The following is a 15,419-nucleotide window of genomic DNA, read 5'->3' as shown; positions in this document are numbered from 1 at the left end:
TTATCAAATGTGCGAGGTTCTAAAAAACTAAATTTGTTAAAAATACATATTTCATAAAAAACATCGACAAAACATCAATAAAAATCGACGAAATACGCATTTTATTTTTCGTATTTTACTTAATATCATTAAATATACACATAATATTCTAAAAACCAACACATTAACTATTTGTGAAGAAAAACATAATAATAAGGTTACTTATATAGATAAAAAAAGAGAGCTATCTAAATATATAGATAGCTCTCTTTTAACTATTACGAGTAAATAAATTACTCTATTATTTTTTGACTACAGGGGCATTAAGTTTACTACTCATTTCTATAGAAATAGCAGAGCGCTCAAATTTCATTTTTCCTGCTCCAGTTTCTAAAACAAATGTAGTGTCATTTAATTCTAAAACTTTCCCATGTAAACCACTTTTGGTAATTACTTTATCACCTTTTTTGAGGGCTTTATCAAAAGCCTTTTCTTGCTTATTTTTTTTCTGTTGTGGTAATACTATAAAAAATATAATAAACACCGCAAATAGCAAGATGGGTCCTAATAGTTCACTCATATATTACTTACTAGCTCCAGCTGTTGGTGCATTTACAAAAGCTTTAATACGTAAAGTTTCAGTTCCTTTTTCTGTATTAGCTTTGATAGTGATTGTCTTTGTAATTGCATTCGTTCCACTAGCGTTATATTTTACTAATAATTCACCTTTTTCTCCTGGTGCTACTGGGTTTTTAGAATACTCAGGAACAGTACATCCACAAGAACTCTTAGCGTCTACAATTACTAAAGGAGCTTTTCCTGTATTTGTAAAAGTAAATTTATGCTCTACTGGGTTTCCTTTATCAATAGTACCAAAATCATATTCAGCTTCATCAAAAGCCATCACAGGAAATTCAGTTGCTTGTGCATCACGTGCTGCAGCTACTTCTACATTTGCTTCATTTACTTTACTTGTTGCATCTTCTTTACAAGATGTAAAGATCATAGCAGTTAGTACACCTAATACTAGAATACCTTTTTTCATTTTTTATAATTTTTAATTAATATAGTTCTGCAACAAAAATAGTAAAAATACTCATAACCTAAAGTTAAGAAAACAGGTTTCTAAAACAATGCCATTTTAGAATAAAAAAACATTTAAAATTCTAATTTACAGAATTTTACATTTAAAATTTATTAAAAAACTTATTCAAGCCCTCTTCCTTCTTTCTTAAATTTGTTTGTTTTTTCGTATTCTTTAACCAATTTATCTAATATCCCATTAATAAATATACTACTCTTTGGCGTAGAGTATTCTTTGGCTATTTCTAGATACTCATTGATGGTAGCCTTTACTGGAATAGATGGGAATTTCAAAAATTCACACAATGCCATTTTGATCAATACAAAATCTACATCGGCAATACGTTCTTTATCCCAATTAGGTGTGTTTTTTTCGATTTCGGCACTCAAAAAAGCATTATTACCAAATGTTTGCTCTAGTAAAGAGATACTAAACATTTTATCATCTTCATTTTTAAACAAACTAGGAAGAAAAAGACTTTCTGGAGAATTTGGTTTTACTTTTTGTAATCTTTTTAAGACTGTCATATTTACAATAGGAAGATCATCTATCCAGGTAATTCTACTATCTTCAATATAATCATACAACTTATCATTAGGGGCAATTAATTCTGTATACCATTGTATGACAAAATCTTTTGCATTTTTAAAGTCAGCTGTAGTATCATTCATATAATTCTCATAGAGCTCACTTGCAATAAGCTCATTAAAGATAACAGCAACATACTCATCATCCATACGCCAATTTTTCAATTTGCGTTTGTCAAGTTCATCTTGTAACAAAGCATTATCACTTAGTTTTACAAGAACTTCGTTGGTAATGAATTTTTTGTTTGGATTTTTTTCTTCTTCAGTAGCGAGAATTTTTTTAGATAGTTTTTCTGAGTGCGCTTTCGCGAAAGCGTGTACCTCTACCATCATATCTAGCATCAAAAGATATAGGTTATATACCTGTGCTATACTTTCGTTTACAAATTTACCTTCTACTTGGAGATTATTATTCTCCTTGCATCCCATAGCGTATATGGTTTGCATCACCTTCACTCGAATGTGTCTTCTATTAAGCATAGCTACAAAGAACTTTTTTCTTTTAAATAAATTAAAAAAGGGATTTTACCTTTTTGATAAAATCCCTGCGAAAATACATATTTTTAATAGTAGTATTCCTACTTATTTTTGATTTTTACGAGCTTCGATACGTTCTACTGCAACTTTAAGGGCTGCTTGATGTGTTGTAATATTACTAGTTTCCGCTGTCTGCATGATTTCTAGTGTTGTATCGTAAATATTTTCTGTCTTACGGATGATCTCTTGTTTTCCGTATTTTTCAAGTTCTGCATATACATTAATAATCCCTCCAGCATTAATTAGAAAATCTGGTGCATATACAATACCTCTTTCTTTTAGTAAGGTTCCGTGTACATTTTCATCAGCCAATTGATTATTTGCTGCTCCTGCAATTACTTTTGCTTGTAACTTATTGATCGTATTGTCATTTACAGTAGCTCCTAGTGCACAAGGAGCATAAATATCCATAGGAACACTATAAACATCATCTCCTCTATAAATTTCTGCTCCGTACTTCTTACTAACTTCTTCTAAACGAGCTTCATTTATATCACTTATAATTACCTTACCTCCTTCTTTGGTAACATGATCAACAAGTACTTCTCCTACATGTCCAATTCCTTGTACTAAGACAGTACGTCCATCTAAATTATCAGAACCAAATGTATATTTTGAAGCTGCTTTCATTCCCATAAAAACACCATAAGCAGTAATAGGAGAAGGATTACCTGCACCTCCTTTACTTTCTGATATACCAGTTACATATGGAGTCACTTCACGAACTAAGTCCATGTCTGCTGTTTCCATTCCTACATCTTCAGCAGTGATATATTTTCCACTTAGAGAATGTACAAATTCTCCAAAACGTTTCATTAATTCAGGTGTTTTTTGAGTTTTAGCATCTCCTATAATAACAGCTTTACCTCCACCTAGATTAAGTCCTGTAATAGCACTTTTAAAAGACATTCCTCTAGAGAGGCGAAGTACATCATTTAATGCATCCCATTCGGTAGTATAGTTCCACATACGAGTACCTCCAAGTGCAGGTCCTAGAACTGTATTATGAATCCCAATGATTGCTTTTAAACCTGTATCTTTGTCATTGCAAAAAACAATTTGCTCGTGATCATTGAAAGAAAGTTGTCCAAAAACTGGATCTGCCTTTTTTAGTTCTTGCGGGGTAAGTATATCTGCAGTCATAACTATTTTTATAAAGTGAATATTTTATCTTTTTGGTAAAAAGATCGTGCAAAAATAACGAATAGTTCAATTTGTAGATGTAAAATTGTCGTTAAAATGAGAATTTGTTAATAAAATAAATGTATGTCATTTATAAATGAAAGCGCTTAAATCCCTAAATCACTACTTTTTACGTTATAAATGGAGGCTTATTATTGGTTTTTTTACCATTATCATTGCCCGTTTATTTGCTGTAACTGTTGTCACTCTTGTTGGTAAATCTGTTGATGTAATTGAAGCTTATTGTAATATTGAGATTACTACAGCTCAATTTAAAAGCAATCTTCAGTACCAACTCCTTCTTTTACTCGGTGCCGTAATTTTATCAGGTTTCTTTACTTTTTTAATGAGACAACTAGTCATTGTAGTATCTCGTTATATAGAAGCAGATCTTAAAGATGATATTTATGCACAATACCAAAGACTATCTTTAAACTTTTATAAAAAAAACAGAACAGGTGATTTAATGAACCGCATTAGTGAAGATGTAAGTAAAGTCCGTATGTATATAGGACCTGCTATCATGTATATGCTTACAGCTTTAGTTCTTTTTGCAACAGTAATACCATATATGTATTCTACGGCATCTAGTTTAACATTATACACTCTCATACCCTTACCTATACTATCTATAGCCATTTACAAGTTAAGTCGTGAGATTCATAAACGAAGCACGATTGTACAAGAATACTTATCAAAATTAACTACGTTTACCCAAGAATCTTTCAGCGGAATTTCAGTGATCAAAGCCTATACCTTAGAAGGATATACACATCAAGGATTTACACAGTTAAGTGATGATAGTAAAAACAAAAATCTAGATTTAGTAAAAGTACAAGCCTTCTTTTTTCCATTAATGATTGGATTAATTGGCGCTAGTAACTTATTGGTTATTTACATTGGAGGCAATCAATACATTAATGATCAAATAGAGCTCAAAACCTTAATAGAATTTATCATGTTTGTAAACATGCTTACTTGGCCTGTAGCTACTGTAGGATGGGTAACTTCAATTATAAAAGCAGCAGAAGCCTCACAAATTAGAATCAATGAGTTTTTAAAAATTGAACCTGAAATTAAAAATAATACAGACACTGCGACTCCAATTAAAGGTAACATTGAATTTGATAATGTAACTTTAACCTACGAGGATACAAATATAACGGCGCTTAATAATATAAGTTTCTCTATTGAAAAAGGAAAAACGCTTGCCATCATAGGTCGTACTGGATCTGGAAAATCTACCATACTAGAACTCATAGGAAGACTCTATGATGTCACTTCTGGAGAAATTCGTATAGATGCTACTTCTATAGCTTCACTGAACTTAAATGACTTACGTGCCTCTATAGGGTATGTACCACAAGACGCTTTTTTATTTTCAGATAGTATAAAAGAAAACATCAAATTTGGCGCTCCAAACGCTACAGATGAAGAGGTAATTACCTATGCTAAAGCAGCAGTGGTACATCAAAATATTGTAGACTTCAAAGAAGGTTATGATACTATTTTAGGAGAACGAGGTATTACATTATCAGGTGGTCAAAAACAACGTGTATCCATAGCAAGAGCACTTATTAATAAGCCAAAATTAATTTTACTAGATGATTCGTTGAGCGCTGTAGATACAGAAACTGAAGAACAAATTCTAGAGAATTTAGATCAAATAAGTAAAGATGCCACCACAATCATCGTAAGTCATAGGATTTCTTCTGCAAAAAATGCAGATCAAATCATAATTCTTGATGAAGGCAAAATAACACAGCAAGGCTCTCATAATCAGCTAATAAAAGAAGAAGGATATTACAAAGAGTTATATATAAAACAATTAGATGAGAAAGAAATGTAAAAAAAAATTGGGCGACATTCTTTTTTTTATCATTTTTGAGCTAGGAATTACTAAAAACTAAAACTACAAATTGACTATGGGTGATTATGATTCGAGGGATAATGAAGAGATTTTCTCAAAAGTATTAAGAGCTGGAAGGAGAACATATTTCTTTGATGTGCGCTCTACAAAAGCAGGAGATTACTATTTAACCATTACTGAAAGCAAGAAATTCACAAACGATGATGGCTCTTTTCATTTCAAAAAACACAAAATTTATCTTTACAAAGAAGATTTTTCTGGGTTTACAGACATTTTAAATGAAATGACTTCATACATCCTCCAAGAAAAAGGAGAAGAGGTGATCAGTGATCGTCATCAGAGTAACTACCAACGTCCTGAAGTCGTTGAAGATAACGATGGAACTACAGATGAAGCTGATGCTCCTAACGCGGAAAGCTTTACAAATGTAAATTTTGAAGATATATAATATATTTTTACATATATAATACAGAAAAGCCTATCAAAATTGATAGGCTTTTTTTGATAAAAACAATGAATATCTTTTCAAATTCATAGCATGTATATGCATAATTTGGGTTAAAAAGAATTTACTTGTTAAAAGCATTCTAAACTTTAGTATATACAGAGAATTTTAGCTTATTTTTAACGTCTCAGGAATAAACCAAACAGACAACTCACTAATAATAAACTAAATACGTTATGCGTTTACTTTACGTTTTTCTTTTTTTAACAATTACCTCCTCCTTTGCTCAAACTGGCAATGTAGATATGTCTTACTATTTACCACAAGATGTATCTTATAACAAAGAAATACCAACACCAGAAAGTATCATAGGATTTGTTCCTGGTGAATGGCACGTAAGTCATGATAAATTATCTGAATATATGCGCACATTAGCAGCTGCTAGTGATCGTATTACTATAGAAAATAGAGGAACAACCTTTGAAGGAAGACCTATTTTATTACTTACCATTACGTCTCCGGCTAACCATAATCGTATTGAAGACATACGCAAAGAACACGTAAAGCTTACTGAAACAGGAAGCTCTTCTCTGGGTACTTCAAATATGCCTATTGTAGTATACCAAGGATTATCGATACACGGTAATGAACCTTCTGGAGCGAATGCTGGTTTAGTAGCTGCTTATTATCTAGCTGCTGCACAAGGCTCAAAAATTGATGCATTATTAGAAAACACTGTTATTTTATTTGATCCGTCTTTTAATCCTGATGGCTTACAACGCTTTGCATATTGGGCAAATACTAATAAAAGTATTAATATCAATCCAGACCCTCAAGATCGTGAGTATAGTGAAGTATGGCCTGGTGGTCGCACAAATCACTATTGGTTTGATATGAATCGTGACTGGTTACCAGTACAATTACCAGAATCTAGAGCACGTATTAAAACATTTCATCACTGGTATCCTAATATCTTAACAGATCATCACGAAATGGGAAGTAATGCTACCTTCTTTTTCCAACCAGGTATACAATCACGTACACACCCATTAACACCAAAATTAAATCAAGAGCTCACAAAAAAGATAGGAAACTATCATGCAAAAGCACTTGATAAAATAGGAAGCCTATATTACACAGAAGAGAGTTTTGATGATTTCTATTATGGAAAAGGTTCTACTTTCCCTGATATTAATGGAGGGATTGGGATTTTATTTGAACAAGCAAGTTCGCGAGGACATGCACAAGAAACAGACAACGGACTTTTAGAGTTCCCATTTACCATTAGAAATCAGTTTACCGCAATTTTATCTACGCTAGAGGCTGCACAAGGCATGCGTACAGAACTATTAGACTATCAAAGAGATTTCTTTAATAAAGCGCGTAGCGAATCAAAAGGCGGTGCATACGCATTTGGTAGTGAAAAAGATGCCGCAAGCGCTTATCACCTTGCTGAAATATTGAAACGACACAAGGTTCAAATTCATGAAGTTAGTAATAGCTTTCGCGAAAGCGGAAAAGAATACAAAAAAGGCTACAGTTACATTGTACCTAAGAACCAACGCCAGAGTAGACTTATCAAAGCAATGTTTGAAAAGAGGACAAAGTTTCAAGACAGTCTGTTTTATGACATTTCCGCATGGTCTTTTCCTCTCGCGTTTGGTCTAAATATTACCGAAAATGCATCTACTTCAAATGCAGGACCTGCCATTCAGGAATTACAAAAACGTACCCCCAATACTGTAAGTAGAAGTACTTATGGATATTTAATGGAATGGCATGAATACTATACTCCAAAAGCACTTAACAAAATTCTTAACGCAGGATTACGTGCTAAAGTAGGGATGAAACAATTCAGTCTAGAAGGTAATTCATATGATTATGGAACCATCCTTATTCCTGTTCAAAATCAACAAATGAACGCCCAAGAACTCAATGCTTTTTTAAGTGACTTATCCAAAGAAACAGCTGTAGATATAACTGCTGTAGGAACAGGTCTTACAAAAGGAATTGATTTAGGAAGTAATCAGTTTAGAGCAATAGAACCCGCTAAAGTAGCCATCATTGTAGGAGATAGAATGAATCCATATGATGCTGGAGAAATATGGCATTTGTTTGACACACGTTACGATATGAAAATTACAAAGCTTAATGTTACAAATTTGAACAGAGCAGACTTAAGCCGCTATACTGATATTATCGTGCCGCATTCTTTTGGAAATGCCTTAGATAAAGCCAAAACTGAAAAACTGAAAAGTTGGGTAAGAAATGGTGGGACACTCATAGGATATCGTAATGCAGCCAATTGGATGGAAAGAAATAAAATGTTGAATATCAGTTTTGAAAAAACTAAAAATCCCGCAAATGGGATTAATTTTGAGCAACGTGGTGATTTTAATGGTGCGCAAGTAATAGGAGGTGCTATTTTTGAAGCAAAACAAGATCGCTCACACCCTGTAAACTTTGGTTATGAAGACAATCGTATTTCTATGTTTAGAAACACAACCATTTTTATAAAACCAGATTCAACAAGTTATAGAAATCCAATCCAGTACACTAAAAATCCATTACAGTCTGGATATATTAGTAAGATCAACCTAAAAGCTATATCTGAAACAAGACCATTTGTACATCAAGGGTCTGGAAGAGGTGAAGTTATTTTATTTACGGATAATACAAACTTTAGAGCCTTTTGGTATGGAACGAATAAACTCCTAATGAATGCTATTTTCTTTGGAAGTGAAATGTAATATGTAATGATGGCTATTAAAACTCCTAAATTTCCAGTACATATATCAGGAACTCATGGGGTGCATATTCCTGAAGAATATGCCGTTCAATTCATAAACGCTGGTCAAAAACGTGTTCAAGTAAAAGCATTTTTTAAAGAAAACACCATTGATTTTCATGGTGCTATACAAAAATACCAAGGGCAATACCTCATTAGTTTCGGAAAACGCTATCAAAAAGAATTAGGAATATTTCCTACGGATTTTTTTGAATTTCAGCTTATTGAAAATACAACTACCTACGGTGTTGAAATTCCTAATGCTCTAAAAGAAGTAATGGAAAGTGATCCAGAAGGTTTTTCGTATTTTCAAAAACTTACAGATGGAAGAAAAAGAGGCCTCATTTATTATGTAAAACGTTTTAAAAATGAACAGACTCAAGTAGATAAGTCACTTATAATTTTTGAAAACTTAAAACGAGGAATTACAGACCCAAGAGAATTAATCAAGCCTATATAACATCTACTTTGGCATCAATTGAAAAACCTGTATATTAGAGTCCATTTTTTAACCGAACCATTAATCTCAAAAGAAAATCGCATGAAAACAAAATATATAGCTACTGCTATAATCGCTATGACTTTAGTTGCAAGTTGTAAAAATGAAACCAAAACTGTTGAAACGGAAGCAGTAAAAGAAGTAGAAAAGAAAGTTGAAAAAGTAGAAGAAGAAGTAGTTACAAAAAGGGTAAAAATGGCCCTAGAATCTAAAAGTGATAGTAAAGCTACGGGAAGTGTTGTTTTTGAAGAATCTAATGGTACTGTAAAAATGATTGCTTCAATAAATGGATTATCGCCAGGAACACATGCTATTCATATCCATGCAAAAGCAGATTGCTCATCGGCAGATGGAAAATCTACAGGAGGACACTGGAATCCTACAGCACAACCACATGGAGCTTGGGGAGCAGCAGAAGGATATCATAAAGGAGATATCGGAAACTTTGAAGCTGATGCAAAAGGAAATGGCGCAAAAGAGTTTTCTACTGATGAATGGTGTATTGGATGTGGAGATGAAAAGAAAGATATTCTTGGAAAAGCAATTATAGTGCACGCAGGTACAGATGACCTTACATCTCAACCAAGTGGAGCTGCTGGAAAACGTGTAAGTTGTGGAGGAATTATTATGTAATTCATACCATTTCAACATAAACATAAAAGCCTCAATGCTAGTCATAGTATTGAGGCTTTTATCATGAAATAGAAAAAAGTCAAGATGAGTTCGTATATTTAAAATCAAATAGCTTGTTGTGCATTTTGAATAGGTTTATTGATTTTTACATTCCCTTACGTATAGATCATAGAAATCTTCATTACTTCCTTTTAAGATTTGAAAAAATAATGAAGATCACCAGAATATATAACAGTTATCACATTAAAAAGCATAACAGGTTCGAATAATCTATGAAGTATTTATTTTTAATATTGTTGGGACTTTGTCCTTTTTTATTTATGCTCAACAATGCTTCTACTGTAGCTTCTAAAGGAAAACAACACAACTACTTCCCTAAAGAACTTGCAAAAAAAGGAGTGTATTTAGGAATGTCACTGAAAAAATTAAAGAAAAAATGTAAAGGGATACAAAAAATAGATACCACTTCTGTTTTTAAAATAGAAGCTATAGAAACAAGTACTACAGATACTATTGTTTCGTTCACCTATTTATTTACAAAATCAGAAGAACCCCTACTCTATCAAATTACCATTACCTATACGTCTATGGAAGGAGTTCAAGACAAAGCCGTTGCGATGCTAGGTGAACCTAATCATCAAGGAGAGTGGCGTATCCAGCCCGAAATGATAAAAGAAGATTTTACTATGGGTATATGGACATTTGGTCCAAAATGGGTCATAAGTGGTACCTTAAAAGGAAGTGAATGGGAAAAAGGATTTTCAAATTAAATTTATAGAATGACGCTTATCACTACTTGGTTTATCAACCTAATATTACTTCCTGGTAAAATGCTACATACGGTAATTACGAAAAACCTCACCTATCGCTATGATTTAAAAATACATTCTCTAAATTATCTAGAAATAGCATCCGACAGATCTCAAATAGTATATGACTCTCCTATGAGTTTAAAAGAAAAATATGTACTCGGATTAGGGCCATGTATGCTGTTAAACAGTTTTGCTATTATGATGTATTACTTTGCTCTTACAGCAGATCACAACGCGTTATTTTTACTATTTGCATATCTAGGACTAGCAACATCATATGCCTCATTTCCTGCTACAGATATTTCATATGAACTTTGGAAGGCAACCATACACAACATCAAAAAAGGAGAAATACTTGCTATTATTTTCTTTTTCCCTGTAGCAATCATAAACCTCATGAAGATACTCTCTATATTTAGTATGGAATTTTTATTTGCCATAGGTCTATTCTTGTTGGTTTCGATAGCAATAAACACGAACTTTTTTGAAGCATACTAATTATGAGTACAATTCCTGAATTATATTTTCCGCAGGATATAGAATGGCGAGAATGGCTACATGAAAACTATGCAAATTATGGTGGCATTTACTTGATCTTTTATAAAGTAGATACAAAAGTTCCTAGCATGCGTTGGGAAGAAGCTGTCAAGGTAGCGCTTTGTTATGGCTGGATTGATAGCACCGTTAAAAGTCTAGGAGATGGAAAAAGAAGACAATATTTCTGCCCTCGCAAACCTAAAAGTGTATGGAGTAAGCTCAATAAAACCTATATCATAGATCTCAAAAAACAAGGACTCATTCACGAAAGTGGAAAAAAGGTGATCGCCGAAGCAAAAAAGAATGGTTCATGGACAACACTAGATGGTCCTGAAAATGGTATCATTCCAGACAATTTACAAAAGGCATTTGATCAAAATCCTGTTGCATTTGAAAACTATCAGAACTTTGCACCAAGTTATCGCAAGAGTTATTTATACTGGTTAAATCAAGCAAAACGCGAAGAAACTCAGCAAAAAAGAATACAAGAAATTATTCGCCTCTGTAAAGCAAATGAGAAATCCCGAGACGGTGGTGGTTGGGGGCGAAAAAAGAAATAACTACTTAATAAAAGTTGAGATAATACTAAATGAGATTTCCGCTTTCGGCACAGCCGAAGTTTATACTGAGCTTAGTCGAAGTACGAAAGCGTACACAAAACGAATACCAGCTATGAGATTTCCACCTTTGTGGAAATATAAAGAATAATACAGATGAAAAAAATAGGATACTTACTACTCATATTATGCTTCACACAACTTTACGCACAAACCACTCTACAACCAGATGCCGTCTTTGATGGGGAGACCCTTCATAAAAATTGGGTGGTAGTCGTAACCGATAGTATTATCACCTATGCAGGTGTTTCAACTGCTGAAACAGATCGTTATTTTAGAATTCCGCTAGAAGGAATGACGCTCATGCCTGGACTTATAGAAGGACATTCACATCTCTTATTACACCCTTATAATGAGACCAACTGGAACGATCAAGTACTCAAAGAATCCCATACAGAAAGAGCCATACGAGCGACCGTTCATGCAAAAAACTCCTTATTAGCAGGGGTGACAACCATGCGAGACTTAGGTTCTGAAGGGGCTGGATATAGTGATGTATATCTAAAGAAAATGATTGATGAAGGTGTTATCCCTGGTCCTCGCTTGCTCGTTGCAGGACCTGCTATTGTCGCTACGGGAGCCTATGGCCCCAAAGGATTTCACGAAGGAGTTAGCGTACCACTTGGAGCCGAATCAGCTAGTGGCACCACCGAAGTTATCAAAGCCGTACGCAGGCAAATAGGAAACGGGGCTGATTTCATAAAAATTTATGCCGACTATCGTTGGCGCTCTGGAGAACCCTCACAAGCCACTTTTTTACAGGAAGAATTAGACGCTATGATTGCAGCTACAGAAAGCGCTGGAAGATATGCCGTGGCACATGCAGGTACACCCGAAGGAATGAAAAGAGCCATTCTCGCAGGTGTAGAAACTATTGAACACGGAGACGGCGGCACCTTAGAAATCTTCAAACTTATGAAAGAAAAAGACGTTGCCTTCTACCCTACACTTGCAGCAGGAGATGCCATTACGCGTTATAAAGGTTGGCGAAAAGGCATTGACCCAGATCCCGATCGCATTCGTACCAAGAAAAAAACATTTGCACTCGCATTACAATCAGGTGTAATAATTGGTTTTGGAGGTGATGTTGGTGTGTATACGCATGGAGAAAACTATCGCGAACTCGAACTCATGGTCGAATATGGAATGACACCTATACAAACCTTAAAAGCGGCCACCTCTATCAATGCAAACGTATTTCATTTAGAAAAACTAGGCAATATCAAAGAAAGTTTTTGGGCAGATCTCATTGCGGTTTCAGGCGATCCTACCAAAGATATTACTGTAATGAGAAACGTCACCTTTGTCATGAAAAATGGAAAAGTGTATAAACAATCAAAAGCTTTATAAAACGATGAAAGTTTTTTTAATTAGTATACTAATAACACTAAGTATTAGTTGTTCAAAAAAAGAATCTGAGGTTGTATATGACATTGAAATAGGTCAAATTAATATTATAAAGAATGATGGTACTATATTAGAAGAACAAACAATATATATAAATGCAGATACCATTGCCGCAATTTTACCTCCTAGAAATATTTTTTACTTAAAATCAAAGAGATATATAAATGGGGAGAACAATTATCTACTTCCTGGTTTTTGGGATAACCACGTACATTTTCGCGGAGGCGAACAACTCATTACTCAAAACGAGAAATTTCTAGAACAATACATCAACTATGGAATCACAACCGTACGTGATGCTGGGGGTGATCTCACGCCCCAAGTACAACAATGGAATAAACAGATTCAAAACGGTACTCGTGTAGGACCAACGATCTATACCTCAGGCCCTAAATTAGATGGACCCAATGCCCGTTGGGAAGGTTCGCTTCCTGTAGATTCTCAAGAAAGTATTAACGATGCGTTAGACTCTTTGCAATCCCTACACACCGATTATGTGAAAATTTATGATAGTACGCTTTCGCGAAAGCAATACCTAGATATTATCAAAACGGCAGAAACACGAGCTATGATCACATCTGGACATATGCCATTTACCGTCGAATTACAGGAGGCTATTGATGCTGGTCTCGATAATATTGAACATTTATATTATGTATTAAAAGGGTGCTCTTCTCAGGAAAAAGAAATCACCCAACAGATTATTGAGGGCACGCTTGGTTTTTGGGGAAGTATGGAACAACTCATTGCGACCTATGATGAGACCACTGCACAACAAACGTTTGCGCGTCTAAAAGCAAGCAATACATTTGTCACGCCTACGCTTCATATTGGAGATGTATTAAGCTATTTGGATGAAGTAGATCATTCACAAGACACTTATCTTTCACATTTGGAAGATGCCTTTATCAAAACGTATGAAGGCCGTAATAAAAGGGCTATAAACGCTTCCGCGAAAGCGAAAAAAGACAGAAAAGAACTGCAAACATTCTTTATCAAACTCACGAAATCCTTACACGATGCTGGTGTGCAACTCTTGGCTGGGTCTGATTGTGGTGCCTATAATTCCTATACCTATCCAGGACCTTCATTACATAAAGAATTGGAACAGTTAGTAAAGGCGGGCTTAACGCCGCTACAAGCTTTACGAACTTCTGGATACAACGGAAGCCAATTTTTACAGAAAGAAGGCTATGGTATTGCCATCGGTAATAAAGCCGATTTGGTGATATTAGAAAAAAATCCACTAGAAAACATTAGGAATACGCAAAGCATACGACATACCATCAAAAATGGAGTTGTATACACCATCTCCAGAGATTAACGCGTCCATTTATTCTTTAAAAAACACTCATGAATACCATCAAAGCCTTTGCACTTAGTATCCTATGTACTGTATCAATGATCAGTACAGCACAAATTACCAAACCTAGTTTAAGTCCTAAAATAATGACACAACAACAAGTAGGATTGGCTAATTTCGCTTTAGAATATGGACAACCTAACAAACAAGGAAGGACTATTTTTGGTGGTTTGATTCCGTATAACAAACTATGGCGTACAGGAGCGAATGCCTCTACAAAAATCACAGTAGATACAGATGTTACTTTTGCAGGAAATCCCATTCCTGCTGGCACGTATGGATTATATAGTATTCCTACAGAAAAAAAATGGACGATTATTTTAAGCAAAAATAGTAAACGTTGGGGCGCTGGTGGATATGATGCATCGGAAGATTTGGTACGTTTTAAAGTTCCTTCTATTCCTTTAGAAGATACGCTAGAAACTTTTACCATCCATTTTGAAAACTTCAATACCAATGGTGGTGACTTGATCATTGCATGGGAAAATACAAAAGTGAAAATCCCTGTTTTCGTAGATTCAGACAAAGCAATCTTTTCAGAAATAGAAGCTAAAATCACCAACGCAACAGGAGACATTACAGCAGCTACCTATTTTGATGCTGCACAATTTTATTATCTTAAAGGAAAAGATCTAGACAAAGCGGTTACTTGGTTTGACAAAGCCATCGAATTACGTCCAGGTGCTTTTTGGTATGTGTATTACAGAGGTGAATTGGCACTACAACTTAACGATGTTAAAACAGCAAAAGCATATGCAACAAACTGTCTAGAAGCTGCTAAAAAAAGTACCGCGAGTGATTTTGGATATATTGCAAAAGCTACATTGCTTCTAGAAAAGATCGAAGCTACTGGGAGGTAGTTTTTATTTTAAATAAAACTTGTCAAGTCATTTCGACAAAGCGTAGCGCCGAGAAATCCCATAAGTGGCTCTATTCAATTTCAATTTCTAAGAACTCACTGTTATGTGATTTCTCGTCACTCGTTCCTCGCTCTGTCGAAATTGTAAAGGTTACCTAATTCGTTGACAAAAATGTATATTTTGTTATGCGAATAAATACCAATGATTTAACCTTAGCTA

Annotated in this window: 15 protein-coding genes; 11 read left to right on the top strand and 4 right to left on the bottom strand. The window is 34.4% G+C overall.

What is annotated here, in order from left to right; genetic code table 11:
* Window positions 1-280: 280 nt before the first annotated feature.
* From yajC to Q1A01_RS17280, 4 genes are all read right to left on the bottom strand, one after another.
* Complete coding sequence (gene yajC / locus Q1A01_RS17295) at window positions 281-559, bottom strand: preprotein translocase subunit YajC (protein ID WP_299683493.1); 279 nt, start codon at window positions 557-559, stop codon at window positions 281-283.
* A gap of 3 nt (window positions 560-562) precedes the next feature.
* Entirely contained in the window at window positions 563-1,024 is a 462-nt protein-coding gene (locus tag Q1A01_RS17290; RefSeq protein WP_299683491.1) for a DUF1573 domain-containing protein, read from the bottom strand.
* Window positions 1,025-1,185: 161 nt separating this feature from the next.
* Complete coding sequence (locus Q1A01_RS17285; protein ID WP_299683489.1) at window positions 1,186-2,130, bottom strand: transcription antitermination protein NusB; 945 nt, start codon at window positions 2,128-2,130, stop codon at window positions 1,186-1,188.
* A gap of 102 nt (window positions 2,131-2,232) precedes the next feature.
* Entirely contained in the window at window positions 2,233-3,330 is a 1,098-nt protein-coding gene (locus tag Q1A01_RS17280) for a Glu/Leu/Phe/Val dehydrogenase (protein WP_299683487.1), read from the bottom strand.
* A gap of 136 nt (window positions 3,331-3,466) precedes the next feature.
* Between Q1A01_RS17280 and Q1A01_RS17275 the strand changes: the two genes are divergently transcribed.
* The 11 genes from Q1A01_RS17275 (at window position 3,467) to Q1A01_RS17225 (ending at window position 15,200) form a co-directional block, all read left to right on the top strand.
* Entirely contained in the window at window positions 3,467-5,218 is a 1,752-nt protein-coding gene (locus Q1A01_RS17275; RefSeq protein ID WP_299683485.1) for an ABC transporter ATP-binding protein, read from the top strand.
* A gap of 76 nt (window positions 5,219-5,294) precedes the next feature.
* Window positions 5,295-5,687, top strand: coding sequence for a PUR family DNA/RNA-binding protein (locus tag Q1A01_RS17270; RefSeq protein ID WP_299683484.1), 393 nt, complete (start codon window positions 5,295-5,297; stop codon window positions 5,685-5,687).
* A 233-nt stretch (window positions 5,688-5,920) separates the two neighbouring features.
* A complete protein-coding gene (locus Q1A01_RS17265; RefSeq protein ID WP_299683482.1) occupies window positions 5,921-8,434 on the top strand; it encodes a M14 family zinc carboxypeptidase in 2,514 nt (837 codons plus the stop codon).
* 6 nt (window positions 8,435-8,440) lie between these two features.
* Complete coding sequence (locus tag Q1A01_RS17260; RefSeq protein WP_299683480.1) at window positions 8,441-8,932, top strand: YdeI/OmpD-associated family protein; 492 nt, start codon at window positions 8,441-8,443, stop codon at window positions 8,930-8,932.
* An 81-nt stretch (window positions 8,933-9,013) separates the two neighbouring features.
* Window positions 9,014-9,604 carry a superoxide dismutase family protein gene (locus tag Q1A01_RS17255; RefSeq protein ID WP_299683478.1) on the top strand — a complete coding sequence of 197 codons (591 nt, stop codon included), beginning with the start codon at window positions 9,014-9,016 and terminating at the stop codon, window positions 9,602-9,604.
* Window positions 9,605-9,876: 272 nt separating this feature from the next.
* On the top strand, window positions 9,877-10,374 hold the full coding sequence (locus Q1A01_RS17250; RefSeq protein WP_299683476.1) for a hypothetical protein: 498 nt from the start codon (window positions 9,877-9,879) through the stop codon (window positions 10,372-10,374).
* A 9-nt stretch (window positions 10,375-10,383) separates the two neighbouring features.
* Window positions 10,384-10,914, top strand: a complete 531-nt coding sequence (locus tag Q1A01_RS17245) for a hypothetical protein (protein WP_299683474.1) — start codon at window positions 10,384-10,386, stop codon at window positions 10,912-10,914.
* A gap of 2 nt (window positions 10,915-10,916) precedes the next feature.
* Window positions 10,917-11,513: a YdeI/OmpD-associated family protein gene (locus tag Q1A01_RS17240; protein WP_299683472.1), complete on the top strand. Its 597-nt coding sequence runs from the start codon at window positions 10,917-10,919 to the stop codon at window positions 11,511-11,513.
* A gap of 153 nt (window positions 11,514-11,666) precedes the next feature.
* Window positions 11,667-12,920, top strand: a complete 1,254-nt coding sequence (locus tag Q1A01_RS17235) for an amidohydrolase family protein (RefSeq protein WP_299683470.1) — start codon at window positions 11,667-11,669, stop codon at window positions 12,918-12,920.
* 4 nt (window positions 12,921-12,924) lie between these two features.
* Window positions 12,925-14,301, top strand: a complete 1,377-nt coding sequence (locus Q1A01_RS17230) for an amidohydrolase family protein (RefSeq protein WP_299683468.1) — start codon at window positions 12,925-12,927, stop codon at window positions 14,299-14,301.
* Between the two features lie 29 nt (window positions 14,302-14,330).
* Complete coding sequence (locus Q1A01_RS17225) at window positions 14,331-15,200, top strand: DUF2911 domain-containing protein (RefSeq protein ID WP_299683466.1); 870 nt, start codon at window positions 14,331-14,333, stop codon at window positions 15,198-15,200.
* Window positions 15,201-15,419: the final 219 nt, after the last annotated feature.

This window comes from uncultured Dokdonia sp. (assembly GCF_947492815.1).
Taxonomy (GTDB): Bacteria; Bacteroidota; Bacteroidia; order Flavobacteriales; family Flavobacteriaceae; genus Dokdonia.
This window is presented reverse-complemented; position numbering and strand designations above follow the sequence as displayed.

Excerpts from the sequence above, each read along its gene's own strand:
- yajC (WP_299683493.1), bottom strand. The coding sequence starts at position 559 with ATGAGTGAACTATTAGGACCCATCTTGCTATTTGCGGTGTTTATTATA.
- Q1A01_RS17290 (WP_299683491.1), bottom strand. The coding sequence starts at position 1,024 with ATGAAAAAAGGTATTCTAGTATTAGGTGTACTAACTGCTATGATCTTT.
- Q1A01_RS17285 (WP_299683489.1), bottom strand. The coding sequence starts at position 2,130 with ATGCTTAATAGAAGACACATTCGAGTGAAGGTGATGCAAACCATATAC.
- Q1A01_RS17280 (WP_299683487.1), bottom strand. The coding sequence starts at position 3,330 with ATGACTGCAGATATACTTACCCCGCAAGAACTAAAAAAGGCAGATCCA.
- Q1A01_RS17275 (WP_299683485.1), top strand. The coding sequence starts at position 3,467 with ATGAAAGCGCTTAAATCCCTAAATCACTACTTTTTACGTTATAAATGG.
- Q1A01_RS17270 (WP_299683484.1), top strand. The coding sequence starts at position 5,295 with ATGGGTGATTATGATTCGAGGGATAATGAAGAGATTTTCTCAAAAGTA.
- Q1A01_RS17265 (WP_299683482.1), top strand. The coding sequence starts at position 5,921 with ATGCGTTTACTTTACGTTTTTCTTTTTTTAACAATTACCTCCTCCTTT.
- Q1A01_RS17260 (WP_299683480.1), top strand. The coding sequence starts at position 8,441 with ATGATGGCTATTAAAACTCCTAAATTTCCAGTACATATATCAGGAACT.
- Q1A01_RS17255 (WP_299683478.1), top strand. The coding sequence starts at position 9,014 with ATGAAAACAAAATATATAGCTACTGCTATAATCGCTATGACTTTAGTT.
- Q1A01_RS17250 (WP_299683476.1), top strand. The coding sequence starts at position 9,877 with ATGAAGTATTTATTTTTAATATTGTTGGGACTTTGTCCTTTTTTATTT.
- Q1A01_RS17245 (WP_299683474.1), top strand. The coding sequence starts at position 10,384 with ATGACGCTTATCACTACTTGGTTTATCAACCTAATATTACTTCCTGGT.
- Q1A01_RS17240 (WP_299683472.1), top strand. The coding sequence starts at position 10,917 with ATGAGTACAATTCCTGAATTATATTTTCCGCAGGATATAGAATGGCGA.
- Q1A01_RS17235 (WP_299683470.1), top strand. The coding sequence starts at position 11,667 with ATGAAAAAAATAGGATACTTACTACTCATATTATGCTTCACACAACTT.
- Q1A01_RS17230 (WP_299683468.1), top strand. The coding sequence starts at position 12,925 with ATGAAAGTTTTTTTAATTAGTATACTAATAACACTAAGTATTAGTTGT.
- Q1A01_RS17225 (WP_299683466.1), top strand. The coding sequence starts at position 14,331 with ATGAATACCATCAAAGCCTTTGCACTTAGTATCCTATGTACTGTATCA.